The organism is Polyangium sp. 15x6, from assembly GCF_029960785.1.
Classification (GTDB): Bacteria; Myxococcota_A; Polyangia; order Polyangiales; family Polyangiaceae; genus Polyangium.
On sequence record NZ_JASBQE010000002.1, the window covers coordinates 294,689 to 320,089 of the forward strand.

Consider the following 25,401-nt stretch of genomic DNA (forward strand, 5'->3'; position numbering starts at 1 on the left):
ACCCTCGTGACGCGTGAGCATCATGCGCGCCGATGAACCTCTCGCGCACCTCCTCGCTCGCCGTCCTCCCCGTGCTCCTCGCCGCCTGCGCCGGCGCGCCGCCGGCCCCGGAAGGAGGCGGCGACATCCCCCCGCCCCCGCCCGCAAAGACGACGGAGGCCGCCGAAGCCAAGCCCGACGTATCCGCGCCAAAGCCCGCGTTCCCCTACCCCGCGACACGGAAAATCGACGCGTCGGACACGTTCTTCGGCGTCAAGGTCGCCGATCCTTACCGGTGGCTCGAGGACGAACGTTCGCCCGAGGTTCAAGCGTGGGTGAAGGCGCAGGACGACCTCGCGCGCGCCGAGCTCGCGAAGCTGCCGAAGCGAGAGGCGTTCGCCGAGAAGCTCCGCGCGCTCTCGTACCTCGAATCGATGAGCCCGCCGATCCAGCGCGGGAAACGTTCGTTCTGGTCGCACAAGCCCGCGGACAAGGAGAAGAAGACGATCTACTGGCGCGAGGGTGAGAAGGGCGAGCAGAAGGTCTTGATCGACGTCGCCTCGCTCAGCGCCGATGGATCGACCTCGCTCGGCGCGTGGGTCCCCTCGTACGACGGCAAATGGGTCGCGTACGTCGTGCACCCGAACAACGCGGACGCGGGCCAGATGCGCCTGCGCGACGTCACGACGGGCAAGGACAGCGCGATCGACACGATCCCGGGCGCCGAGTACGCCTACCCGCTCTGGACCCCGAAGAGCGACGGTTTTTACTACGTCTCGGTCCCCGTCGACCCGAAGATCCCGGCCTCCGAGCTGCCCGGCTACTCCGAGGTGCGCTTCCATGAGCTCGGCAAGAAGGCGGACACGGACACGCTCGTGCTGCCGAAGAACGGCGATCCCGAGACGGAGCTCGAAGCGCGGCTCTCGCGGGACGGTCATTTCCTCGTGGTGAACGTGCTGCACGGCGGCAACGTGAACGGCATCAAGTTCCTCGACCTGCGCAAGAAGGGCGCGGCGTGGGTCGATCTCGTGAAGGGTTACGAGGGCTCGATGAGCGCCTTCGCCCACAAGGACGTGATTTACCTCCGCACCACGGAGGGCTCGCCGCGCGGTCGCGTGTTCGCCGTCGACCCGGCCAAACCGGCGCGCGATCAGTGGAAGGTGATCGTGCCCGAGTCGAAGGACGCGGTGCTCGAAGCGGCGGAGATCGTCGGCGGGCACCTGGCGCTCACGTACCTGCGCAAGGCGTCGAGCGAGATCGAGGTGTGGACGACGGCGGGCAAGAAGGTGCACGCGATCAAGATGCCGGGGCTCGGCACGACGAGCGGTCTCTTCGGCGAGCCGGACGAGGATCGCGCCCACTACGTGTTCACGTCGTTCACGTACCCGACGTCGATCTTCGAGGCGAGCGTCAAGTCGGGCGAGAGCAAGCTCTGGTACGCGCTCAAGGCGCCGGTCGATCCGGCTCCGTACGCGATCGAGCAGGTCTTCTACCCGTCGAAGGACGGCACGCAGGTGTCGATGTTCGTCGTCCGGAAGAAGGACGCCCCGAAGAACGGGACGACGCCGTTCCTGCTGACGGGCTACGGCGGCTTCAACATCAGCAAGACGCCGGCGTTCTCGCCGATGTACTACACGTGGCTGGAGAATGGCGGCGGCCTTGCCGTGCCGAATCTGCGTGGCGGCGCGGAGTACGGCGAGGAATGGCACCGCGGCGGGATGCTGACGAAGAAGCAGAACGTGTTCGACGATTTCATCGCCGCAGCCGAGTGGCTGGTGAAGGAGAAGCTGACGTCGACGGATCGGCTGGTCGCGTACGGCGGCTCGAACGGCGGGCTACTCGTGGGCGCGGTGGCGAATCAGCGGCCGGATCTGTTCAGCGCGGTGCTCTGCGCGGTGCCAGTGCTCGACATGATCCGGTATCCGCTGTTCGGCGACGGGAAGACGTGGGTCGCCGAGTACGGATCCCCCAAGGAGGAGGCGCTGTTCAAGGCGCTGTTCGCGTATTCGCCGTATCACAACGTGAAGCCAGGGACGAAGTACCCGGCGTTCCTGATGCTGTCGGCGGACGCGGATGATCGCGTGCATCCGCTGCACGCGTGGAAGACGACGGCGGCATTGCAAGCGGCGCAGGCGGGCAATCAGCCGGTGTTGATGCGCGTGGAGAAGCACGCGGGTCACGGGGGTGCCGATATGGTGAAGAGCCGCGTGGAGCAGGGGGTCGATATGCTCGCGTTTGCATTCGGGCACGTCGCGCACTGAGGGAGCGGCGGCGCTTCGCCGGGGCTCTGCCCCGGACCCCGGCAGGGGCTATCCGCCCCTGCACCCGGACCAGGCACGGCCTGGACCGAGGGTGGAAGAACTGCGCGATGCGCAGTTCTTCCAGCGAGTCGGTTGGCACGTCAGCGGTCCCGTTGGCGGTACCCGCGCGCGATTGACGCGTCAGCCGCCCTCCACGGCCAAACCCGCTCGAGCTTTTACGCGTCATTCCCGCCGCCCGAGCGTTGGCCCGGGTCCTGCTGATGCTGCCTCCGACACCGGAGGCACACGATGAAGACTGCGCATACCTTGGGCAAAGCGATGATGACGACGGGCCGATGGACGGCTGCAGGGCTCTGTTTGGCCGGCCTCGCGCCGGCGATGCTGGGTTGCGCGCCCGTGGACGAGATGGTCGTCGAGGAGTGGGAGGAGGTCGAGGCGAGCGGCGGCTCCGACGTCGTGGACGACGAGGAGAACGTCGCCGAGGCGACGGAGGCGCTCACCTCGCTGGGTTTCTCGACGTTCTTCGGAGGAACGGGAAGCATCTGGGGCGGCACGCCGGCGGTGGACCCGGCGGGGAACGTGTACGTGGCGGGCACGACGACGATCAGCGGTACCACCAACATCGATATCTTTGTCGCCAAATACAACGCCAGCGGCGCGCTCTTGTGGACGGCGACATTCGGCGGCCCCGGCAATGAGGATGTCCGGGATATGGTGGTGGACAGCGCGGGATGCGTGTACGTGCTCGCGAAGACCAATTCGTACGGCTCGACGCAGACGATCCTCGTCGCGAAGCTCAATGCCGCGGGCAATGCGCTCGCCTACTACAGCAGGTTTGGCGGCAGCGGTGAAGACCGGCCGTACGGACTCGCCGTGGATCCCGCTGGAAATGCTTACGTGACAGGTAGTACGCTTTCGGTCGATTTTCCTGTGACGCCCGGGGCAATGCAGCAAACGCGCCGCGGGGACATGGATGCATTCGTCACGAAGCTGAATGTGTCGGGCTCGAGCCTCGTGTACTCGACGTACCTCGGAGGTAGTGGCTCCGAGGACGCCATGGACATCGCCGTCGATGCGGCCGGTTATGCATACATCGTCGGGCGCACGGATCCTCCGCCGAACGGCGTCGGGCTCCCCTTCCCGACGACGCCCGGCGCATATCAGAGGATCTACGGTAACCCCTCGTATGATTCGGATGTTTTCGTCACCGAGCTGATCCCGAGCGGGTCGGCGCCTTATTATTCGACCCTGCTCGGAGGCAGCACGACCGACGCCGGGTACGGAATCGCGGTGGACAGCGCTTACAATGCATACGTGGTTGGGATTTCGAGGTCCACCAACTTCCCCACGACGCCGGGCGCGTTCCGTCGCGTCAAGAGCGGACCTGCCGATGAATTCGACGTATTCGTGACGAAGATCAACGAGCCTGGCAGCGCCATTTCGTACTCCACCTGGGTGGGGAGCGGCCAGAGCGGGTACGACCTCCCCCGCATCGCCGTGAGCAGCAGCGGAAGGGCGTACGTCACGGGGATGACGGTCTCGCCCAGCTTCCCGGTGACGGCGAATGCGCTTCAGAAGTCTTACGGCGGCTCTACCGACGGATTCTTGATGGAGCTGAATGTTTCGGGATCGGCGGCAGCGTACGCGACGTATTTGGGCGGGAGCGGCACCGATTATTCGTTCGGCGTCGCCGTCGATGGTCATGGAAGCGCCGTCGTGGCTGGTTGGACGAGTTCCGCGAATTTCCCCGTCCATCACGCCGCGCAGCCGACCAACTCCGGCTGGGGCGGCTTTCTCACGAAGATCCTAGGCCCCTGACGCTCCAACGAAACGCCCCAGCGCAGCGGCTTCGACCTCAGGCGGGGTTCGGGGCGCTGGGCTCCGTGCTGGTCTCGGCGTTCGTCTCGAGGCGGGCTTGCTTGTTCTTGCGGCGCGTCTCGGCGGCCTTTTTCGCGTACTGGGCGCGGTACGTCAGGGTCTTGTTGAAGGCGGCCTGCACGGACGGGTCGCCGTGCTGAATGGTGGCGTCGAGGAAACCGCCGATGCGGCTGATGTCGGACTCACGCGCGTCCTCGTAGTAGATCTCGCTCTCCTCGAGGACCTCGGCGAGCTTGAGGACATCCTTCTTGAGCGCTCGGATCTCCTCGAGCGTGACGGTCTTGTCGACGAGCTTCTCCCAGATCCCGGCGTGAATGCCGAGGGTCTCGCCGTACTGCGGGAGGGCCTTCGAAAGTTCGTCGAAGACCTCCGGAAAACCGGGCTTCTGGCGCCGCGCGCCCGAAAGCGTGCCATTGGCGACGTCCACGAGCTTCGGACGGATGCTGGTCACGTCGATGATGGTGGGGCCCATATAGGGAGCAATCTTGTCGTTCACGAAAACCTCCATGGCCGCACCCTCATGGAAGGAGCGGGCGTCTTGGGGTGAGGGCCGCAAGATAAGCAGGGGCCGAATGCTGTCATCGGCGGAATCTTGCTCTGTGGGCGGCCGCGCGGAGTGTGAGCACGCGCGAGGGGGGGCACGTCCTCGCGAACAGAGAGGGTGAACAGGCGCGGTGGGTCGCTCGTGCTCGCGCGCGATGAGCATGAGCACGCCTGGGGAGGCGCACGTCTTCGTGCGCGATGCGCGTGAGCACGCCCGGGGAGGCGCACGTCTTCGTGCGCGATGCGCGTGAGCACGCCCGGAGGGGCGCACGTCTTCGTGCGCGATGCGCGTGAGCACGCCCGGGGAGGCGCACGAGCTCGTCCCCAGAGAGGGAGAGGACGACCGGGGAGGCGCACGTCCTCACGCGCGACGAGCGTGATCACGCCCGGAGGGGCGCACGTCCTCGCGAACGGAGCAGGGTGAGGACGCCCGGGGGGCGCATGTACTCGTGCGCGATGAGCGAGAGTACGCCCAGAGGGGCGCACGCCCTCGTGGACGAAGCAGGATGAGGACGCGCGAGGGGAAGGGCCAGGACGCGGTTTGCGATGGCGTGGACGACGCGGTTGCCGAGGGCGCGGAGGCGACGGATCCGCACGTGCCCGGTTGCGGAGGGCTACGACGTGGCGCGGGACCTCGCGTCGCCGCGCCCCATGACCCAGCTCGGATCTAGCGCTTGGATTGGCGCCGCCGCGCCCATGGCTCGGGTCCCGCGAGCGCCCCCTCCCATCAAGACAGCCGCGCTGCCCTTTCGACTGGCAACGCGGCCCGTTGGAAGAACTGCGCGGAGCGCAGTTCTTCCACCTTCGGTCCAGGCCGTGCCTGGTCCGGGTCGAGGGGCGGATAGCCCCCGCGGGGTCCGGGGCAGAGCCCCGGCGCGGCGGCCCCAGCCCAAGAAGAGACCAATGCCCTCCTCGTACCCGCCCATGGTCCACCCCCTCTGTCAATATGGTGTCTGGGTTTCACGTGGCAACGGCTCGGGCACGAACACGGTCGCCACGCGGTAGGTCCTTGCGGCGTCGGGCAGGCTCGCCAATGAAATGAGCGAGGGGCATTTCGCGGCGACGCTACGAGCGCCCGATGTGTTTGACCTGGAGGTATGACCATGGGCCGTAAAAAACCCGAGGATGCGGGCGGGACCGAGGCGCGCCGCGCCCTTTCCGCCGAGGCGCCGTTCACGCTCACGTTGCTCGACGTTGGGGAACAACCCTACGGCGATGCAGTGCTCTGCCGCTTCGGCGACACCTCTATCATGATCGACGGGGCCCACCCCGCCAATCACCGGCGGAAAGACGGACACCGCTCGATTCAGGAGCAGATCAAGCCGCTCCTGCCGCAGCGAGGTCGCGCATCCGTGGTGACCCTTCTCATCGTCTCTCATGCGCATCAGGATCACATCGGGTGCCTGCCGCGGCTCGTGCGCGACGGGCACCTCGTCGCCGAATGGGCGCTCGTGGCGCATCCGGAGCTCGGCTGGGGCAACGTGGGCAGGGAACGCGCGGCGCCGGAGGTATCGCCCTCCGCGCTCCGGATCGCGGCGGCCCTGCGCGAGGAGCCGCAAGAGTTCGACGACGCCGGCGAGGAGAGCGCGTTCCTCGAAGAGGCGCAGCGCATGGACGACGAGTACCGCGAGATGCTGAATACGCTGGCCCGCAAAGGAACGCGGGTCATTCCGTTTTTGGGGAGCGACGACCCCGCGGTCCGGCCGCTCGTGGAGGCGCTCGCGCGCGGCGGGGTTTCCCTGAAGCTCCTCGGCCCGACCCGAAAACACGTCGCCGCCTGCGCGGAGGGCATCTCCGGGGGTCTGGAGACGATGAGCGTCGAAATCGAGAAAGTGCTCGCGGCCGAGAGCACCGGGAGCCCCGACGAGGAGACCGACGAGGCCAAAGAGGCGCGTGAGCTCGAGGTTTACCGCAGGTTCGCCTCGCGTTTCGCCTCCGAGGACGAGGAGGCCGGGGAGGTCGAGGAGGCGGGAATTCCCCGCGTATCGAAGTTCGTGAACCTCCAGAGCTCGGTGCTGACCTTCGCATATCAAGGCAAGAAGCTCCTGTTCACCGGGGATATGCAGCTCGCGGATCCGCAAACCACGGACCCCACGGTGCTCGCTGGGATGAAGAAGATCCTCGGGGCCATCCGGAAGGACGCTCCCTACGACTTCGTGAAGCTGTCGCATCACGGGAGCGACAACGGAATCAGCGCAGAGCTCCTCGAGCTCATGGGGAATCCCCGATTGCTCGGCATATGCGCCGGCGAAAAGAGCAAGCGGCACCCGAACGCGAGGACGATCGATCTCATGAAGAAGACACGCGCCAAGCGCGACCTGCGCTGGGCGCGGACCGACAAGAACGGGCTCACGACGATCCGCTTCGACGAGGGCGAGCCGGCCGTGGACGTGTCCTGCGGTCGCATCAACGACGCGAGCCCGCCGAGAGGCGCGAGACGATCGGAAACGGCGGACATGGCCGAGGCGGACATGGCCGAGGCGGATATGGACGAGGCGGATATGGACGAGGCAGACATGGACGAGGCGGACATGGACGAGACAGAATCGCGCGCACGTGGAAAGCCGGTCGCTTCCGGGCCGTGCGTCGGGTCTGCCCCGGAGAACGGGGACGAGACCACCGTCGAATCTGCCGAGGAGCGAGGGGAGGAGAGCAACGTCGCTCCCTTGGAGGGAGTCCTGGAGTTCGTACCTGGGTATCGGCGCGCCAGCGGGGTCGCCGCCGAGGTCCAGCCCGGGCTCGAAACGGGCGCTGCGCCCTCCGACCCTGTCCTGCGCCCCGCCAGGCACACGGGGGAGGAAGCCGCGGTCGCGATCGAGGCCGCGTCCGAGCCGGAGACCATGTTCGACCCAGCCTACCTGGCCCCCATCACGGCGACCGAGACCATCATCGGCGGCGTCGACGATCGGCGGCTCATCACCCCGACGACGGCGCTGCCCTGGCGCGCGATCTGCTCGTTGCGCATGACCAGCGCAGATGGAAAGCGTTTCATCGGCACGGGCTGGCTCATCAATCCGCGTACCGTCGTCACGGCGGGGCATTGCGTCTATTCCCACGCCTTCGGGGGCTTCATGAAATCCGTGGAGGTCACCCCGGCGCTCGATTCCGACGCGAGGCCGTTCGGCTCGGTGGTGGGGAAGAAGTTCCGCGCCGCGGAGGGGTGGATCAAGGACAAGTCGTCGGAGTACGATTACGGCGTCATCCTGCTCGACGAGCCCATCAGGCTCGAAAGTGGCTTCTTCGTGCCCATGCCGGCGTCGAACACGGAGCTCGAGGGCGTCCTCGCGAACATCGCGGGGTACCCTTCGGATCGAGAGCTCGGCCGGCGCCTCTTCTTCCACGCGCGAAAGCTCCAGAACATCGGGACGCGGCGGGTCCAGTACGACATCGATACGTTCGGCGGTCAGAGCGGCAGCCCGGTGTGGGTCACGCTCCGGAATGGGAAGCGCATCGTGGCGGCGATCCACACGAACGGCACCACGCCCAGCGTGAAGTTCAACTCGGGGACGCGGATCACCGCCGAAGTGCTCCGCAACCTGACGAAATGGGCAGCGGAGGCGGGGGCGGAGACGCCGAATCCGCGGAGGCGACGCGCGCCGCGCAGAGAAGAGGCGCCCGCGACGGAGAGCGCAGGGGAACGGCCGCGGGAGCGTACGGCGACGATGCTCAGGGGCCGGGTCATCGACCGGCAACGACGCCCCATCGCTGGCGCGACCGTCGCGATCAGCACAGGCGACGCGCCCTATCCCGAGGTCGCCGCGATCTCGGCGGAGGACGGCTCCTTCACGCTGCCGATCACGAGGTCGGGGCGTTACGGGGTGGAGGCATTTTCGCCGCGAGGCAGAGGCGCCACCACGACCACCGTCGCAGGGGACGAGACGAGCAACGCGACCATCATGCTCGACTCGGAGAGAGAGGACACGACGAACGAAACCGTGGCAGCGCCGCCGAAAGCTCCGCTGCATGGGATGTCACTCCCGGGGACCGGCATGAAACGCGGCGTCAAGAGCGCGGCCGTGACGCAGCTCCAGAATGCGCTGGTGAAGCTCGGCCACATGACGAAGGCCCAGGTGAATGCAGACCGGGGCACGTTCGGCGAGCGAACCGAGGCGGCGCTGAAGAAGTTCCAGGCCAAACACGGCGTGCCAGCCACGGGCACCTACGGCCCGAGGACGCGCGCGGCCTTCGCCAAGCTCGGCGCGAAGGTGGCCAAAGCGTCCAAGCCCAGCCGCCCAGCGCGCGGCGGCGTATAGCTCGCTGAGCTGGGGCCGCCGCGCCGGGGCGCCGCCCCGGACCCCGCGGGGGCTGTTCGCCCCTCGACCCGAACCAGGGCAAGCCCTGGACCTCAGGTGGAAGAACTGCGCTCCGCGCAGTTCTTCCAACGGGCCCGTTGAGCCGCGTTGCCAGTCGAAAGGGCAGCGCGGCTGTTTCGGTTGGCAGGATCGTCGCCGGTCTTGACTCGGCCTGTTCGATGAACTGCGCATCGCGCAGTTCATCGACCCCGGGTCCAGCGCTTGCGCTGGTCCGGGTCCAGGGGCGGATAGCCCCGGTGGGGCCTGGGGCAACGCCCCAGCGCGGCGGCTCCCAGATGAGACCAATGCTCAGACGAAGGCGCGCCCTCCCCGGGTATGGGGGGGCGCGCCTTCGTGTGCGCGGGCTTCAGGCTCAGCGGATCTGCCGCCCGAAGGCCCAGACGAGGCCGACAATCACGCTCGTCCACCCCACGAACGGGACGGCCTTCGAGGCGACCTTGGCCACCGCCTTGGCGGCAGCCTTGGCGCCGACCCGCTTCGCGAGTGCCTTCCGGAACTTGCTCGAGCGCATCGCGTTCAGGACCTTCTTCAAGGGCTTCTTGGCTTTCGCGAAGCGCCTCCCCTTGAGGTGACCGAGTAGCGCCTGCCAGTTCTTCTTGTCCGCCGCCTCCACCGCAAAGATGATTGCGGTGACCATGCCCGGTTCGATGCCGAGCGCGGAGACGAGCTTCGCGGCCACGATTGTCACCAGGCTCTTGGGCGGGACCCCAGCCTCGGCCGTTGCGCCCTCCTGGGCAGCTTCGGTGGCGGCGGCCTCGTTCGCGAGGAAAGCCTCGAAGGTGGGGAAAGAAAAGTCAGGGGCCACCTCATCTTCGCCCTCGCCGGCCTCGGCGGCGGCCACGTGGCTCCCGGCGCGGGCGGCGGCCTCCTTGGCCAGCTGGTTGATCTCCGCGCAATGCGCGAAGATCGCCTTGACAATCGTCTCGCTCGGCACCGATTTGCCAGGCATGAGCTTCTCGAGGTCGGCGACCCGCGTTTTCAGCACGAGTTCGAGGCCCTCCAGCTCGCTCCGCTCGAGCACCTCGGTCACGAACTCATACGCCGCTTCCGCCGTGGACTCGGTTTTTTTTGATTGCTTTGCTGCCATGACCTTCCCTCCTCCGTGTATCGCGCGCTATGCGTCCCCTTCTTTCGGACCCATCATGGTTCGCGGTCTTCGGGGCCGACAAACCAGCTTCATGGCATTTCGTTGGGTTCCCGGTGCGGCCCGTCAATCCGTGCGGGGCCACCCCGCAGACAACGTCTCACCGTATTGCGGGCGACCTTCAGCTCTCGCGCGATCCGCTCGGCACCCGAGTCGCGGGCCGCCAGATCGCGGATCTGCCGGATGATCTCCGGCTCCACGATATCCCACACCTCCGCGACCGGAGGTGTCTTCTCCCAGCGTTTGTCCCCCTGTCCATTTTGCGATGGATGGCGAGGTCCTCGCTTGCGCGTCTTTTGAATGAAACTAAATATCGTTCGAGGCGGGTCGAGAAACAAGGGGACGAAATTCAGAGAAGGGGAATTCTCATGAACAGGAATCGTCGTCGAGCCGTGGCCACCGAGGGAAGCCGCGTGACCGGCGGTGACGAGATTTCCCGGAGCGAGGACGGGCCCAGGCCGTGTGCCCCTGCGACCGAGACGGGCACCAGGAAGCCCACGAGCCTGATCGAGTACGTGCCAGGGTACCAGCGGCCAAGGGGGGAGGCCGCCGCGCCCATGTCACGCCTGCCCGGGAGGCGCGTGGAGGAGACGCCTGACAGGTTTCTCGTGCCCGAGCGGTTCGCGCGGGAGGGGGCCATGCTTTTGCGGGAGCCGACGGTCACGCCGGCGCCGACGTTCACGATGGAGCCGGAGAATGGGGGCGCCGGGACCGTCATCCACGCAGTACCGGTCGCCCTATTCGGCGACGATGATCGGGTCCTGGTCTCCCCGACCGACGTGGAGCCGTTTCGAGCCATCTGCGCGCTGCGGCTCACCGGCACCAATGGCGCCCCGACCATCGGTACGGGGTGGCTCATCGATTCGCGCACCGTCATCACGGCGGGGCATTGCGTGTACGACTGCCAGAAGATGGGCGGATGGGCGGTCTCCGCGGAGGTGATCCCGGCGCTCGATGCGAGCCGGCGGCCCTTCGGCTCCGTCAGAGCGACCCGGTTCCGAACGGTGTCGGCGTGGCTCATGCGCCGCTTCCGGGAGTACGATTACGGCGCGATCCTCCTCGACGAGCCCGTCCAGCTCGAAGAAGGCTTCTTCGTGCCCGAGGCGCTCTCGGATGCGGCGCTCACGGGCATCCTCGCCAATATCGCGGGATATCCGGAGAATCGCGAGAATGCCACCCGCATTTTCTTCCACGCGCGGGAGCTGCGGGACACCTCCGCCCGTCTCGTCCAGTACGACATCGACACGTATGGCGGGCAGAGCGGCGCCCCGGTATGGGTTACGCGGCCGGACGGGAGGCGCACCGTGGTCGGGATCCACACGAGCGGCCCCGATTGGCCCATCCGCTGGAACTTCGGGGTGCGCATCACGGCCGAGGTGCTCGAGAACCTGCGGCGGTGGTCGGAGGAGGCGGCGACGCCCCGGCGGCGCAGGTTACCGGCCCCCACCCGGGGAGCCTCGGCTCCCGCGAGCTCGGCGGAGAGCGCGACGCTCGAGGCCGGGACGACGACCAGGGAGATCACGGGCAAGGTGGTCGACGCGGCAATGCGCCCGCTCGCCGACGTCACGGTCACGATCTCCAGCCAGGGCGCTCCCACGATTGCCACGACCTCGACGGAGGACGGCTCGTTTTCGTTGCCGATGGCAAAACCCGGGCGTCATGCGCTGAAAGCGTTCTCCAGCCGGGGGGCGAGCACCAAGACCGTGACGAGCGAGCAAGAGGGCCCTGTCACGCTGGTGATCGAATCGCAGCCCGAGGCCCCGACGGGCGGCACCGAGGCGGGCGTGGTGAAGCCCGCCGCCGCGCCCGTGAAGAAGCCCGCGAAGAAGCCTGCGGTGCGGGCCGGGGTCACGCTGGCCGAGCTCAGGGCCATCATGCCTCGACTCCCTGTCGGGCGGGCCCGCGCGTGCTTGCCACACCTCAACAAGGCCATGAAGGAGGCGGCCATCACCACGAAGAAGCGGATCGCCGCGTTCCTCGCGCAACTGGCGCACGAGAGTGGGGAGCTCCGCCATTTCGAGGAGCTCGGCACCGGCAAGTCTTACGAGGGGCGCAAGGATCTCGGAAACGTCCGCCCCGGCGACGGCCCCCGCTTCAAGGGCCGTGGCCCGATCCAGATCACGGGCCGCAGCAATTACCGCGCCGCGGGCAAGGCGCTCGGCATCGACCTGGAGAAAAACCCGAAATGCGCAGCCCGCCTCGACGTGGGATTCCGCATTGCAGGGTGGTTCTGGAAGAGCCGCAAGCTGAACGCGCTCGCGGACCGGGGCGACTTCAAGAAGATCACGTACCGGATCAACGGCGGATACAGGGGGCTCGCGCGCCGGAGGGTATACTACCAGCGCGCCCTGCGCGTCCTCGGCTGATCGGGGGCAAACCGCAAGCGGGGGGGAGACTGCCACGCCGAAGCGTCGGAGCGCGGCCTGTACTGCGGCGAGCTCGCGCGGCTTCGGACGAGTGGGCCTCATCGGACAGCGCCTTTGGCCATCGAGATCAGCCGTCTCTACCCGTTGTCGTTTTTCTTTGCTCGGCTCGTGCACCGAGGGTGAAATGCCTGACGGTGACGCCGCCGACGGCTCGTCGTCACCGCCCGGGCGAACCTCCCCCGAGCCGCTCGCCTAGCCATGACGACAGCCACTCCATCTCGCCGCGCCTCGACTCGGCGAGATATCGACAAACCGCCACCACGTCCGGCTCCGTCGCGCTCTCGGCGCACGCCTCCGCCTCGGCCAGCATGCTCGCGTGAGCATTCAAGATTCCCTGGAGCATGTCCCGCTCGCTGCCGTCACCTCGCGCGATCGGGGTCGCCGGTATCGCGGCGCCCCCGAACGTGTCCTGGGGCAGCACCGGCAGCGTCGTCCCGGGGTGCCCGCGACGTGGATGACGCTCGGGGGGATCACCGGGCAACGCTGGGAGCGTCGCGCCAGGGATCCCGACGCCTGGGGTCCCACGAGGTGGCGGCGACAGGATCACGCCGCTATCGTCATTGCCATTGCCCGCGCCATTGCCAGGCAGGCGCTCTCCACGCTCCCCCGCTCCGGCTGAGCGCCCCATGACGGCTCCTGGCGGTACGTCCGGCCGCCTGGTCCCTGGCGACCGCGGAGGCAGCTCGCTCCCATCCTCCTCGCCGCAGGCCCCGAGCGCGACGAGCGCGACGAGCCCAACCGCGATGCCCCACCCTCTCCGCGCCATGCTCCACCCCCGCGGCGTGCCGTGCACGGCGGATACCAGCGCGTGTCCTGTTCGCCCCGCTCGCCCTCGCCGGTCTTGACCCGGCCTGCTCGATGAACTGCGCATCGCGCAGTTCATCGACCCCGAGTCCAGCGCTTGCGCTGGTCCGGGTCCAGGGGCGGACAGCCCCGGTGGGGCCTGGGGCAACGCCCCAGCGCAGCGCCCCTAGATGCCCCCATGCTCCGTCTAGAACTAGACGACGGCCCCCGCCCGCTGGAGGAGCCGATCGCGCATCTTGAACACCTCGTTCGCCGCGATCATGTCGCCGCCCTCGCGAAACGCCTCGGCGGCGCGCTCGTAAAAGACCGCGGCCTCGCGCGGCAAGAAGACGCTGCGGGACGACGTCGCCGCATCCATCAGCTTTCGACCTGCCATGCACGGTTCGCCTGCGCCGCGCCACTGCTCGGCCACGAGGGCTGGGTCGGCGCCCAGCGATTCGAGCGCCACCGCCAGCCGGCGGCGCAGCAGCGCCTCGACGGGGCGCGGGAGCGTCGCGAGGACGGTCTCCCCGATGAGATCGTGGCTGAAGCCCATGCCATGCACGACGTGCGCGGCCGTGAGCTCTGCCCAGCAAGCGGCGGTCGCCGCGGCGCTGGCCTCGAGCGCGGCCGACGCGCTCGCGAGCGTGAAGTTCGAGCCGAGCAGCGCGAGCACGCGCGCCATCTGCAACGCCGGCTCCGACAAGCGCGAGAGCGTGCCTTCGAGAATCACGCCGATGCGGCCGGGGGGCATGCGCGCGACTTCGGCGCGCGAGAGCGTGCCCGACGCGATCACGTGCTTCACGGTCTCGAGGACGAAGAGCGGATTGCCGCCCGCGTAGCTCGCGATCGCGTCGGCCATGTCGGCGATGCCGGGCACGTCGAGGCTCCCGAGCAGCTGCCGCACGCCGGCCGGCGGGAGCGGATCGAGCTCGATGTGGATCCCCAGGCCAAACGCCACGCCCTCGCGGATGGCCGCCATGATCGCCTCGGGCAATTCGCCCGCGCGATAGCAGAGGACGGCGCGAAGCTTCACCGTCGGGTCCTGGAACAACTGCTCCATCACGTACTGCCCGGCCTCCGCCGTCGCGGCGTCCACGAACTGGATATCGTCGAAGCCGAACGCGTCGTAACCTTCGCGCGCTGCGAGGCGATGCGCTTCGACCTTGGCCTGGAGCATGCGTAACTTGTCCGCCTCGCTCTCCATCGGCCCCGGCGCCTGCCCCAGCGCCGGCACGATCCGCGCGAGCTCGGCGCGCGCCCAGGGAGCGAGCTTCGCCGCGTCGATCTTCACCATCATCTCGCTGTACACACGTGCGTGCGTCCCGTAGGGCACGGCGCGGTCGCCGGGGCGGGCCGTGAAGAAGAACGGCCTCGCCACTGCGTTGAGGAAATCGTGCATGAGCCGGCTCTTGCCGATGCCGGGCGGGCCGCCGATGATGATGGCTTGGCCGGCGGCCCAAGCCGCCTCCATCCGCGCCCACACCTCCTCGCGGCCCACGAGCTCCGGAGGCCGGAGCACGGAGAGGGGGATCGCTCTCGCCGGCGACGCGGACCTCGGCCCCCGTTGCTCGGCGGATCGCGCGATCTCGCGGGCGAGCTCGGTCGTGGCGCGCGAAGGCTCGATGCCGAGGTCCCGCCCGAGCATCGTGCGCAGGCGCTGGAAGGCCGCGAGCGCTTCGCCACGATCTCCCGCGGCATAGAGCAGGCGCATCCGCTGCCGGTGCGCGTCCTCCGAACACGGTTCGAGCTCCACGGCGCGCGCCGCGAGCGCGAGCGCGTCGGCCAGACGACCGCTTCGCTCGTGCTCGTCGATCGCGGCGGTGATCGCTTGACGTCGCGCGGCGTCCACGTTCGCTCGCGCGCTGTGCAGCCACTCGTCGAACAGCGATGCGTCGTCGAACTCGAGCTGACCGAGCAGCCGGCCCAAAGGCAGCTCGGCGGCGCGCGCCGCGAGCTCCGTGCGGCGCGCGCCTCGCAGCGCGCTCACGTCCGCGTCCACGGAGGCTGCCAGAGCCAGCGGATCGGCGCCGCTCACGAGCACGTCGCCGGTCGCCATCTTCAGCCGCCGGAGGAGTTGCCGCAGGTTGGCCCGCGCCGTCGCCTCGGGCGAGTCGGACCACAACAGCCCGGCGAGCCTCGACTTCGGCGTCTCCCCCTCGACCGCCAGGTAGGCAAGGAGCCCGAACGCCTTCTTTTCGAGCCTCACCGGGCCGTTGGGGCCGACGAGTCGGACCTCGCCCAGCACGAAGAGACGCCAATCGATGATCACTTTTGTGGAACTGCCCTGAGAGTGCACGTGGCGCTGTCACCTGGGATGCCTCCAGCGCGTCGCGACGGGAGGCGGGGGCGATTTAAGGATGCGGTGCCGAGTCTAGCCCCACCTTTCGTCAGGCCGCCACCATCGAGCAGCAACCCGCGATACAAGTCGGTGTCGGGCGAGTTGCTCGCGGTCACGCTGCGCGCTTCCGTGAGGGACCGAGCCATCGGCGCGAAAGCGCGACGGAAATCTGCTCGCCTCCCCCTGTCACGCTTCAGTCACGCCCCCGGTCCCAAGCTCCCGTTCGACTTGGCCCGCCGAGACCTCCGACGTCGCGGCGCATGGCCTCACGGGGAGCTTGCACGTATGAAACCGCACATCGATTCCAAGCGTTCCTTCTCGGTGCTCTCGGCCATCTTCGGGACGGCTCGCAAATCGGTCGCGCCTTCGGATGGCATCGTGGGCGGGGATCCGCTGCGCGCAGCGGGATCCCTCGGCTCGATGTCTCCCCCTCCCCGGAGAGGCTCGCACCGGGGCGCGCTCGGCGTCGTGGCGGCCTTGGTCGTGGGGGGGCTTGTCGCCGCCGCGTGTGGCGCCGCGCCCGAAGACGCTCCGCTCGAAGACGAAAACGTCGACTCGTACAGCGCTGCCGCCACCTGCGAGACTTGCGAACCACCCCCCGAGGATCCCCCCCCGACCTGCACTATCTCGTGTGCGGGCAAGCCGTGCGGGGCAGCCAACGGCTGCGGCGGCAAGTGCGGCACCGGCTCCTGCCCGGCGGGCACGACCTGCGGCGGCGGCGGCGTGTACGCCCAGTGTGGGTGTACGCCCCAGTGTTCGGGCAAGGCGTGCGGGGCGCCCGACGGCTGCGGCGGCGCGTGCACCGTCGGCACGTGTCCCTATGGGCAGGGGTGCGGCGCGGCGGGCGTGCCGGGCCAGTGTTGGACGCTGCCGGTGGGGCAGGGGGTCGAGTGCTTCGTGTTCAACGATGGCTACACCAACGTGGCCGGGCCGACGCAGGCGCTCACCTTCAAAGACGACGAGGGCCTGGTGTGCATGCCCGACGGCACCCCGGGCGGCACCTGCCGCAAGTGGTTCGGCCGCTGCCGCACCACCGACCCGAGCCACACGCCGGTGCTCTTCTCGGTCTTCAACGACGGCAGGGCCGACATGTCGGGCCCGTCGGATGCGGTGTACGTGCCGTCGCACCACAGGGCGTGCGTGCCCGACGGCTCCCCGGGCGGCTTCTGCCGCGAATGGTTCGGCGCCGCGAAGCTGCCTGACGGGCGTCCGGTCGAGTGCAAGCTGTTCGATGACGGCGGCGCGCAGAAGACGAAATACACGGACGACGATATGTTCGTGAACGGCCTTCCGGAGGTGTCCTTCGAAAACGGCACGCGTCGCAAATGGTTCGGCGAGTGCATGGTGGCCGGCTGCGGCGACGGCGTGTGCAACAACGGCGAGACGTCGTGGACCTGCTCCGACTGCACATGCGGCGATGGGGTCTGCAACGGCAGCGAGAGGTGTAGCACGTGTTCGAAGGACTGCGGCTCGTGCTGCGGCAACGGCGTTTGCGACAACAACGAGACGTGCAGCTCGTGCTCGCAAGATTGTGGCTCGTGCTGCGGCAACGGCGTCTGCGACAACAACGAGACGTGCAGCTCGTGCTCGAAAGACTGCGGCGAGTGCCCCCCGCAGACGTGCTCGGGGCAGACGGCCGGGTCGCAGTCGCAGTACTTCTCCGTGGGTATCGAAAACTACTACGGCTGCCTGCTCGGGAGCGCCGTGTACTTGGCCAACTCGCTGAGCGAGGCCATGCAATGCGGGCAGGCGGCCTACCCCGGCTACACCATCGCCACGGGCACGGTCGGCACGTACGTCTATCACACCGGCACGGTCAACGGCTGCGCCGACGTCACGTTCGCCGCGCTGTCGCCGTCGAAGGCGGCCACGTGCGCGAACGCGAATGGCTACCCGTACGCAGGCGCCTGCCCCTGAAGCGCCGGTAGGACGCCCGCAGTGACTTGTGGGGGAGCCGAGGCCACCGCGACCTCGGCCTTCCCCACTCCGTTCGTAAATCGACAGAATGAGGTGCCTCTCATGTGGAAACTAGCTTCTCGAACGTCTTGGTTGGCCTTCACCCTCCTTGCGACGGTCCATTGCGGCCCGGGGAATGAGACCCCCCCCGGCGGCACCGGCGGTACCGGCGGCACCGGCGGCGGGAGCGGCGGCATGGGAGGCACCGGCGGTACCGGTGGCACCGGCAGCACCAGCAGCACCGGAGGCACCGGCGGCACCGGCGGCGGTGAATGCGTGACCAGCGACAAGGCCATTCGGTTCGGCAAGCTCGTCAATCCCGAGGATGGCTCGGTCATCGACAACGCGATCGTCGTGACCCACGAAGATCGGATCAGCTACGTCGGCACGGATGAAAAGCAGATTCCGTGCGGAGCCAGCGTCATCGACTGGACGGCGTACACCGGGCTCCCCGGGCTCGTCGATTCACATGTCCACTTCTCCTACCAGACAGACCAGGAGCCGGGCACGTTCCCCTGGAGCCGCGTGACCTGGCTGGTCAACAATGACCCCTACAAGTACCTGGAGCTGGCCCGCGGCGCCGCTCTGGCGACGCTCAAGACCGGCGTCACCACCGCGATCGACAAGGGAGGCCGCGACTTTCTCCTGATGAACCTGCGCGACGAGATCAAAGCCGGCAAGACGCCGGGACCGCGTGTGTTCACCGCGATGGGCGGGATCAGCAATTACAAGTACCCGAACTCGGTCCCCGCCCAGGAATTGAAGGCCTGGGTGCAGTTGCTGGTGCTGCGCGGCGCCGATATCGTGAAAGTGTGGGCCGACAAGTGCACCGACCAGACGCTGGAGTGCTCGCCGACGTTCACGTTCGACGAGCTCAAGCTGCTGGTCGACACGGCACACGAGGAGGGTTTGCCCATCGCGATCCACGCGTACCACCAGGACACGGCCAAGCTCGCCATCATGGCCGGCCCGGACTCGATCGAGCACCCGGAGGGCCTCGACACGGTGGACTGCGGCAACATGATCGACAGAGGGACGATCTACGTGCCGACCATCGATCACAACCGGTATTACAAGGACAACCTCGCGTTCTTCGGCTACGCCCCCGATCTGGAGCAGAAGTTCGAGGCGTACATCCAGGACAACCTCGCGAGCGCGACCCAGGCGCACCTGGTCGGCGTGAAGATCGCGATGGGCTCGGACGCCGTGTTCACCGGATTCGGTGAAAATACGAAGGAGCTTGCCTGGCTCGTGCAAGCCGGCATGACCCCGCTCGAGGCGATCCGCGCCGCCACCATCCATGGAGCCGAGAGCATCGGCGCGCAGAACGATATCGGAAAGGTCGCGGTGGGCTATTACGCCGACATCATCGCGGTCGAGGGCGACCCTCTGGCGGACATCAACGTCGTCATCAACGGGGTCCGCAAGGTGATGATGGGCGGGCGGGTCGCGGAGTTCTAACGAGGCCCGCTCACGCCTCGTCTCCTCGGGACACGCCGCTCTCGCTCCCGCACATCCTCCCTCACCTCCAGGCCAATGGCCTCCTCGGCGCGTCCGACGTCGGCACGCTCGCGCGTGCGGCTTCGCGCGCACTCCGGCGGCCGATCGATCGCCTCCTATTGCCGTCCTCCTGATCCGCGAGCGGCTCGAGGGAGGGCCGCTCCGCTTTTGCTCGCCGGATCCAGGACGACAGACCCCCTGACCGGCAGCGGCGGCAGCAGCAGCAGCCGTTTACGTATCAGCGCAGGAGCTGAAACGTGACCAGGATCTTCGCCCTCACCGTGACGTGCCCTGGTACAATCGAGCCGACGCCGAGATCGGGTTCGCCAGGTTCGGTGATGGCGACTTGAGCGAGCTGCTGGCCCGCCCACGCCGGCGGTACCGCCGACTCTGCCACCACGAAGGGTTGACCGATTCGCTGACCGAGCTTCGCCGCGAGCGCCCGCGCCTTGTCTTGGGCTGCCTTGATGGCGAGCGCCCGCGCTTCATCCCGATGCTTCTTGAGTTCCGTCGTCGCGAAGTTGACAGCGTCGACGCGGTTCACGCCCGCCTCGAGCGCGCCGAGCAGCAAACGCTCGATCTTCCGCATGTCCCGAAGCGTCACGGTGATGGTGGTGTGCGCGGCGTACCCGACGACGTTGGTTCGATCGTAGTCTTGGTAGAGCGGCTCCACGCTGATGTAATCGGTTCGCACATCCTTCGCGTCGATGCCGAGGCTCCCGACGAGCGAGAGGACCCGCGCGACCCGCTCGTCATTTTGCCGCTTCGCGACGAGGAGCTGCGCGTCTCGTGTGTCGACGCCGAACGTCGCGAATGCCTCGTCGGGCGCGACGTTCACCTCCGCGTCGCCCGAGACGCTGATCGTACGTAGCCCGGCCGTGGGTGCCTTGTTCGCAGGGAGCTGCGGCTCGGCGCGCCCGGGCTGGAAGCAGAGAGAGCGGCGCCGACGGCGAGCGCCGCGAGCAGGGGAATACGCTTCATGGTTCCTCCCAATCCCACCACGCGCGGTTCCGGCGCGGTGTGGCAGGATGGAATGCACGTCGCGGGTCACGGCACGGAACTGGCACGGCCAGCGTTTTTACCATTCGCCAGCGAGGACGACGCACGAAGGAGGAGCATCCTGCATGGCCCGAAAGATCATGATTGCATCGCTCATTGCCGCTTCGCTCGGCAATTCCACGGTCGCGCAGGCCGCAGAGGAGGAGTTCCTGTGCACGCTCGAGGCGCGGTCTTCGGTCACGGCCACGGTGCTCGACGCGGAGGGCGTCCCCGTATCCGACGCGGTGGTCAGGTATTCGGTCAATGACGAGCCTGCCAGGGATTGCGTGTCGTTCACGGTCGGCGAGTATGTCTGCGGCTGGGAGACCTCGGGACAGTTCGTCATCACCGCGACGCGCGGCGCCGAGGCGGCGACAACGGCGCTCTTCGTGTGGTGGGAAGGGTGCCACGTACGGAGCGAGCGCGTGACGCTGCGACTTTCCGAGATGCCGGCAGGCCGGAGCCCGTAGGGCGACCGAACCGAGCGGCTGCAGCCGACGCCCATGGACGTTGGCCGCTCGGAAGGTGTAAAATCCCGTGCCGCTCGTGGGAGGATCCGATGTCCGAGTTCCGACGCATGAACGCACCGACCTGTTCGAGGTGGCTCGGACTCATCGCGTGTCTCGCCGCCTGCGCCCCATCCGCGTCGCCGCCGCAGACGGAGCCCGCGCCGAAGCCAACCGCCGCACCAACGTCCGACGAAACCACCGGCGCGCCCCCGCTCCCGACCTACCCAAACCCAGCCGGCGAGGTCTTGCTTTACGATTTCACCCCCGACGACGCATTGCGCTGGAAAGAGCCGCCTCGCGCCGAGTTCGACGAGCTCGTGAAGCGTTTCCCCCACCCGCATGCAGCCAAGGACTCGCGCTGCGGTCCGGACTCCCCTTCGACGCCCCCGGAACAGCAGGCGAAAGGCATCCTCTTGCCGCACATCACGACCGTGCGCGGCGCGTTCACGCGACCGCGCTCCACGCAATCGGCGTATTTGATCGAGTATTGCTCCACGGGCAACGGTCAGCCGCACACGGTACGTCTGCTCGTCTTGCAGGACGATAGCGTCGAGCTCGACCTCGAGCTCGCGGGCGACTTGCACATCGGAGAGGTCCAGCACGCGGTGGACGTCGACGGAGACGGCCGCGACGAGGTCGTGCTCACGAGCTCCCTCTATCGCCAGCGCGAAGGGCAGTCGGTCACGGGCGCGGTGCTCTACCGCCTCGGCCCGGGCGCGCCGGGGGTCATCGGGAAATGGACGGCCGTCGAGCATTGCTACATCGGCCACGACGACATGCTGGCGCACCGGATCTACTATCGAATGAAGCACGATGTGCTCTCGTTCCGGGACGAGACCATCAAAAAGCATTGCTACTACCCGCCCCCGCCCCCGCCTCGCTGAGCATTGGTCTCATCTGGGAGGCGCTGCGCTGGGGCGTCGCCCCAGGCCCCACCGGGGCTATCCGCCCCTGGACCCGGACCAGCGCAAGCGCTGGACCCAGGGTCGATGAACTGCGCGATGCGCAGTTCATCGAACAGGCCGAGTCGAGACCGGCGAGCGCCCCTGCCCATCGATTGCCAACGGGCCCGCTTGGAAGAACTGCGCGGAGCGCAGTTCTTCCACCCTCGGTCCAGGCCGTGCCTGGTCCGGGTCGAGGGGCGGATAGCCCCCGCGGGGTCCGGGGCAGCGCCCCGGCGAAGCGCCTCCCAGACGCGAGCACCGGACTGCCTTGCATCGCTCACCCGACATGCGGTACTTGTGTTCGCGTGGGGGCACTCCCGTTTCGCTCGCCAATCTCCTCTCTTCCTCGGATGCCTCGTCTTCGCGGGGGTGCGCTGACGAGCCCGAGGTCCCTCCGCGCTGGCGGCACGGCGCCCGGAAGCTCATTCGCCCCATGAATGGAGACACTGTTAGATGAACGAGATCATCAAGAAGTACCTGGATATCGGCGTCCAGCTCGTCGTCGATGTCGGCGCGAAAATCATCGGGGCCATCGTCCTGTGGATCGTGGGCCGGGTGCTGATACGCACCGTCCTTCGCTTGCTCGATCGAACGGCGAAGATGCGCAAGATCGACGAAACGCTCTCGCGCTACCTCAATTCCGTGGCGAGCGTCCTGCTCAACATCCTCCTCATCATCACGGTCCTCGGTGTCTTCGGCGTCCAGACCTTCACCTTCGCCGGTATCCTGGCGGCGGCCGGGGTCGCCATCGGGCTCGCGTGGTCGGGCCTGCTCGCCAACCTGGCCGCGGGTGTCTTCATGATCGTGCTGCGCCCCTTCAAGGCAGGCGACGTGGTCACCATCTGCGGGGTGATGGGAATCGTGCACTCGATCGGCCTCTTCGTCACGGCGATCGATACCTTCGGTAATGAGCGTGTCTTCATCGGGAACAACAAGATCTTCGGCGAGATCATCACGAACCATTCCGAGAACCCGATCGCGCGCCTGGACATCAAGGTTCAGCTCCCCCACGGCGCCGACGTGCGCAAGGTCATCGCTGTCCTGGAGGAGAAGCTGCCGAAGGCGGACCACGCGGTCAGCGACCCGGCGCCGTTCATCGAGATGACGGGCGTGAACCTCGCGGGCCCGACGCTGGTCGCGCATTCCTATGTCGACAGCAAGAAATACCCCTGGGCGCTCCACGCCGCGAACGTCGTCGTCTATGACGAGATCGGCAAACTCGGCTATCCGATCCCGGCGCAAGAGGTGGTGATCCGCGGAGAGCGCGTGCGGCTCGCGACGGGCAAAGGCGACGACGTCGGCGCGCTCGTGCAGGCATGAATCGCCATGAGGCGCGTCGGCTCAGTCGATGTCGCTGAGGTGTCAGCGTCGACGGCGGCGAAGAAGAAGGCCGACGCCGAAGAGCGCGAGCCATCCGGCATTGCCCGACGAGCGCGTGTCGACCGAGCATTGCCCGCCACCGCCACCGGGAGGCGTATCCGCGCCGCCGCTGCCGCCTGCGCCGCCGCTGCCGCCTGCGCCGCCGCTGCCGCCTGCACCACCTGCGCCGCCAGTTCCGCCGGCACCGCCCGCACCACCTACGCTGCCTGCGCCGCCGGCACCGCCAATACCGCCAGCACCGCCAGCACCACCTGAACCGCCAGCACCGCCAGCACCGCCAGCACCACCTGCGCCGCCAGCTCCGCTGCCATCCACGCACACGCCGCCGGTGCAATCGCCGCTCGCGCATTCATCGCCGATGACACATGCCGCGCCGAGCGCGGCATTGCCGAGCGGATAGAGTTCCACGCTCGCCACGCTCGGGTCGGAGAAGAGGACGCTCGTCTGTCCGCCTGCCACGAGCAGACCGTGCCCCGGCACGAACGTGGCCGTGTGTCGCCAGCGCTGCCCTGCCATGGGCGGCAACGACGTCCATGTCCCGGTCACGGGCTCATACACCTCCACGGACGTGAGCGCCGCGCCGCCACCGCTGCCGACGCCGCCGGTGACGATCACGCGCCCGCTCGGCAGCGCCGTCATCGTATGCCCCCACCTCGCCTCGTTCATGGGCCCGACCTCGACCCACGTATTCGCGGCCGGGTCATAGACCTCTGCCGTCGCCGTGCTCGGAAGACCTCCCGCGACGAGCACCTGGCCGTCCGGCAAGAGCGCGGCCTTGTGCCGCTCGCGGGCCGTGTGCATGGGCGAGACGAGGGTCCACGTATCGATCGTGGCATCGTACACCTCGGCCTCGATCAGGGGTTTCTGAATGTCGTCGCCTTCGTCACTCGGGGCCCACGCCCACCCGCCTGCGACGAGCACGAGCCCGGAAGGCAACGTCGTCGCCGTATGGCCGGCGCGGCCTTGATTCAGGCTCCGAGCGAGGAGCGTTTGACCCATGCGATCATAACGGAGCGAATCACCGAACGTATCGAAGTCGGCAAATCCGCCCGTGAGCAGCACATCGCCGTCCGGGAGCACGCTGAGCGTCGGGTCGGTGCGAAAGTTCCCCGCGAGCAGGGGTTCCTCCGTCCAGGTATCGCTCACGGGGTCGTACGTGTGGGCCTGCTCGATGTCGCGGAGCAGCCACAGGCCATCCGGGAGCAGGGCCGCTGTCACGAAAAGCATCGCAGGCGCGGGGTTTCGCGGCGTCCACGTCCCGGTGGCCAGATCGAGCGCCTCGAACAAGGTGCCATCCCCCGGCTCCGGGCGCCCGCCCGCGGCGACCACGCCAATCCCCGGGAAGAACTCCGCCGCATGCCCGCGGCGTATCACGCCCATGTCCGGCAGGCCCTGCCAGAGCGCCGAGGCGGGCCCCTCGGGCGGCGCAGCGAGCGCAGCGGACGAAACGAGCGAAAGGCAAAGCGGCGCGATGCTGGCAATGAAGCGTTTACGAAGGTGCATGGCTCTCCCCATGTGTGTCGAGATACGCCCCCCTTGCTGGTACGACGAGCAGCCACCGTGCATGGGCCGGGTGAGGGCGTCAACATGCGAGCAAGCAAAAGCGGTAGCTTCCCCCTTGCCTTCCCCGAAAATCCCTGCTGCTCTCGCCGCCCATGCCTGGCCGCACCTTCGCCATCGGCGACATTCACGGCGACATCGACGCGCTCCTGCGCCTCCTCGGAGCCCTGCCCCCGCTCGACACGACCGACACGCTCGTCTTCGTCGGCGATTACCTCGATCGAGGCCCCTGCTCGGCCGACGTCGTCGCCCTGCTCCGCGCCCTCCCCTCGCAGACGCCCGCCAAGGTCGTCACCTTGCGCGGCAATCACGAGGACGGCTGGCTCCGCGTCATCGAGCGCGGCTGGCCGGAATTCGTCATTCCCACGCCGAACGGCTGCCTCGCCACGCTGCGCTCCTTCCTCGGCAGACCGCCGCCCGTCGAGGGCGAGGGTATGGCCGACGACGAGGTCGAGCCGATCTTCAAAGGCACGTTCTTCCCGCCGGACGTCGTCGAATGGATGCGGGCGCTCCCGTACTGGTACGAGGACGAGCACGCGATTTACGTGCACGCGGCCCTGCCGAAGGGACCGAACGGCTTCGAGCACCCTTCCACCACGCAAAAGAAGCTGGCGATGCTCTGGTGCCGCGACGACGACTTCGTGCGCGAGTACCGCGGCAAGCTCGTCATTTTCGGGCACACGGCCACGAAATACCTCCCGCCCGAGCTCTCCGACTACACGCCGGAGGACAAGGAGGACGTGTGGGTCGGCCCCTGCGTGATCGGGATCGACACGCGCTGCGGCAAGGGCGGTTATTTGACGTGCGTGGAGCTGCCGTCCGGGCAGGTGTACGAGTCGCGCTGAA

Annotated in this window: 16 protein-coding genes; 10 read left to right on the forward strand and 6 right to left on the reverse strand. The window is 67.9% G+C overall.

The genetic code is table 11. From position 1 onward, the window contains the following. Nucleotides 1-32 precede the first annotated feature (32 nt). Nucleotides 33-2,240, forward strand: coding sequence for a prolyl oligopeptidase family serine peptidase (locus QHF83_RS02720; protein WP_282416167.1), 2,208 nt, complete (start codon nucleotides 33-35; stop codon nucleotides 2,238-2,240). Nucleotides 2,241-2,528: 288 nt separating this feature from the next. Next, a complete protein-coding gene (locus tag QHF83_RS02725; RefSeq protein WP_282416168.1) occupies nucleotides 2,529-4,058 on the forward strand; it encodes an SBBP repeat-containing protein in 1,530 nt (509 codons plus the stop codon). Nucleotides 4,059-4,095: 37 nt separating this feature from the next. Here the strand turns inward: QHF83_RS02725 and QHF83_RS02730 are convergent, their stop codons facing one another. Next, on the reverse strand, nucleotides 4,096-4,614 hold the full coding sequence (locus tag QHF83_RS02730; RefSeq protein ID WP_282416169.1) for a hypothetical protein: 519 nt from the start codon (nucleotides 4,612-4,614) through the stop codon (nucleotides 4,096-4,098). 1,150 nt (nucleotides 4,615-5,764) lie between these two features. Here QHF83_RS02730 and QHF83_RS02735 point away from each other — a divergent pair. Next, the gene (locus QHF83_RS02735) at nucleotides 5,765-8,914 is read left to right on the forward strand and encodes a peptidoglycan-binding protein (RefSeq protein ID WP_282416170.1); all 3,150 of its coding nucleotides are present in this window, start codon (nucleotides 5,765-5,767) and stop codon (nucleotides 8,912-8,914) included. Between the two features lie 412 nt (nucleotides 8,915-9,326). Here QHF83_RS02735 and QHF83_RS02740 read toward each other — a convergent pair whose 3' ends face one another. Next, nucleotides 9,327-10,004, reverse strand: coding sequence for a hypothetical protein (locus QHF83_RS02740; protein WP_282416171.1), 678 nt, complete (start codon nucleotides 10,002-10,004; stop codon nucleotides 9,327-9,329). A 482-nt stretch (nucleotides 10,005-10,486) separates the two neighbouring features. Between QHF83_RS02740 and QHF83_RS02745 the strand changes: the two genes are divergently transcribed. Further along, nucleotides 10,487-12,484: a glycoside hydrolase family 19 protein gene (locus tag QHF83_RS02745; protein ID WP_282416172.1), complete on the forward strand. Its 1,998-nt coding sequence runs from the start codon at nucleotides 10,487-10,489 to the stop codon at nucleotides 12,482-12,484. A 217-nt stretch (nucleotides 12,485-12,701) separates the two neighbouring features. On the opposite strand, the gene QHF83_RS02750 is transcribed toward QHF83_RS02745, so the two are convergent. Both QHF83_RS02750 and QHF83_RS02755 read right to left on the reverse strand, forming a co-directional pair. Further along, a complete protein-coding gene (locus QHF83_RS02750; RefSeq protein WP_282416173.1) occupies nucleotides 12,702-13,172 on the reverse strand; it encodes a hypothetical protein in 471 nt (156 codons plus the stop codon). Nucleotides 13,173-13,541: 369 nt separating this feature from the next. Further along, a complete protein-coding gene (locus QHF83_RS02755) occupies nucleotides 13,542-15,599 on the reverse strand; it encodes a BTAD domain-containing putative transcriptional regulator (protein ID WP_282416174.1) in 2,058 nt (685 codons plus the stop codon). Between the two features lie 354 nt (nucleotides 15,600-15,953). On the opposite strand from QHF83_RS02755, the gene QHF83_RS02760 reads away from it, so the two are divergent. Both QHF83_RS02760 and QHF83_RS02765 read left to right on the forward strand, forming a co-directional pair. Next, nucleotides 15,954-17,585, forward strand: coding sequence for a hypothetical protein (locus tag QHF83_RS02760; protein ID WP_282416175.1), 1,632 nt, complete (start codon nucleotides 15,954-15,956; stop codon nucleotides 17,583-17,585). A gap of 132 nt (nucleotides 17,586-17,717) precedes the next feature. Next, the gene (locus QHF83_RS02765) at nucleotides 17,718-19,085 is read left to right on the forward strand and encodes an amidohydrolase family protein (protein WP_282416176.1); all 1,368 of its coding nucleotides are present in this window, start codon (nucleotides 17,718-17,720) and stop codon (nucleotides 19,083-19,085) included. A 277-nt stretch (nucleotides 19,086-19,362) separates the two neighbouring features. On the opposite strand, the gene QHF83_RS02770 is transcribed toward QHF83_RS02765, so the two are convergent. Next, nucleotides 19,363-20,175, reverse strand: a complete 813-nt coding sequence (locus QHF83_RS02770; RefSeq protein WP_348980419.1) for an SIMPL domain-containing protein — start codon at nucleotides 20,173-20,175, stop codon at nucleotides 19,363-19,365. 73 nt (nucleotides 20,176-20,248) lie between these two features. On the opposite strand from QHF83_RS02770, the gene QHF83_RS02775 reads away from it, so the two are divergent. The 3 genes from QHF83_RS02775 (at nucleotide 20,249) to QHF83_RS02785 (ending at nucleotide 22,935) form a co-directional block, all read left to right on the forward strand. Beyond that, nucleotides 20,249-20,632, forward strand: coding sequence for a hypothetical protein (locus tag QHF83_RS02775; RefSeq protein WP_282416177.1), 384 nt, complete (start codon nucleotides 20,249-20,251; stop codon nucleotides 20,630-20,632). A gap of 89 nt (nucleotides 20,633-20,721) precedes the next feature. After that, on the forward strand, nucleotides 20,722-21,555 hold the full coding sequence (locus QHF83_RS02780) for a hypothetical protein (RefSeq protein WP_282416178.1): 834 nt from the start codon (nucleotides 20,722-20,724) through the stop codon (nucleotides 21,553-21,555). A gap of 513 nt (nucleotides 21,556-22,068) precedes the next feature. Then, nucleotides 22,069-22,935 carry a mechanosensitive ion channel family protein gene (locus tag QHF83_RS02785; RefSeq protein WP_282416179.1) on the forward strand — a complete coding sequence of 289 codons (867 nt, stop codon included), beginning with the start codon at nucleotides 22,069-22,071 and terminating at the stop codon, nucleotides 22,933-22,935. 42 nt (nucleotides 22,936-22,977) lie between these two features. Here QHF83_RS02785 and QHF83_RS02790 read toward each other — a convergent pair whose 3' ends face one another. Beyond that, on the reverse strand, nucleotides 22,978-24,498 hold the full coding sequence (locus tag QHF83_RS02790) for a kelch repeat-containing protein (RefSeq protein ID WP_282416180.1): 1,521 nt from the start codon (nucleotides 24,496-24,498) through the stop codon (nucleotides 22,978-22,980). Between the two features lie 152 nt (nucleotides 24,499-24,650). Here QHF83_RS02790 and QHF83_RS02795 point away from each other — a divergent pair, with 152 nt between their 5' ends. Then, nucleotides 24,651-25,400: a metallophosphoesterase family protein gene (locus QHF83_RS02795; protein WP_282416181.1), complete on the forward strand. Its 750-nt coding sequence runs from the start codon at nucleotides 24,651-24,653 to the stop codon at nucleotides 25,398-25,400. The last annotated feature ends 1 nt before the right edge of the window (nucleotide 25,401 follow it).

Excerpts from the sequence above, each read along its gene's own strand:
- QHF83_RS02720 (WP_282416167.1), top strand. The coding sequence starts at position 33 with ATGAACCTCTCGCGCACCTCCTCGCTCGCCGTCCTCCCCGTGCTCCTC.
- QHF83_RS02725 (WP_282416168.1), top strand. The coding sequence starts at position 2,529 with ATGAAGACTGCGCATACCTTGGGCAAAGCGATGATGACGACGGGCCGA.
- QHF83_RS02735 (WP_282416170.1), top strand. The coding sequence starts at position 5,765 with ATGGGCCGTAAAAAACCCGAGGATGCGGGCGGGACCGAGGCGCGCCGC.
- QHF83_RS02745 (WP_282416172.1), top strand. The coding sequence starts at position 10,487 with ATGAACAGGAATCGTCGTCGAGCCGTGGCCACCGAGGGAAGCCGCGTG.
- QHF83_RS02750 (WP_282416173.1), bottom strand. The coding sequence starts at position 13,172 with ATGGGGCGCTCAGCCGGAGCGGGGGAGCGTGGAGAGCGCCTGCCTGGC.
- QHF83_RS02760 (WP_282416175.1), top strand. The coding sequence starts at position 15,954 with ATGAAACCGCACATCGATTCCAAGCGTTCCTTCTCGGTGCTCTCGGCC.
- QHF83_RS02775 (WP_282416177.1), top strand. The coding sequence starts at position 20,249 with ATGGCCCGAAAGATCATGATTGCATCGCTCATTGCCGCTTCGCTCGGC.
- QHF83_RS02780 (WP_282416178.1), top strand. The coding sequence starts at position 20,722 with ATGTCCGAGTTCCGACGCATGAACGCACCGACCTGTTCGAGGTGGCTC.
- QHF83_RS02785 (WP_282416179.1), top strand. The coding sequence starts at position 22,069 with ATGAACGAGATCATCAAGAAGTACCTGGATATCGGCGTCCAGCTCGTC.
- QHF83_RS02790 (WP_282416180.1), bottom strand. The coding sequence starts at position 24,498 with ATGCACCTTCGTAAACGCTTCATTGCCAGCATCGCGCCGCTTTGCCTT.
- QHF83_RS02795 (WP_282416181.1), top strand. The coding sequence starts at position 24,651 with ATGCCTGGCCGCACCTTCGCCATCGGCGACATTCACGGCGACATCGAC.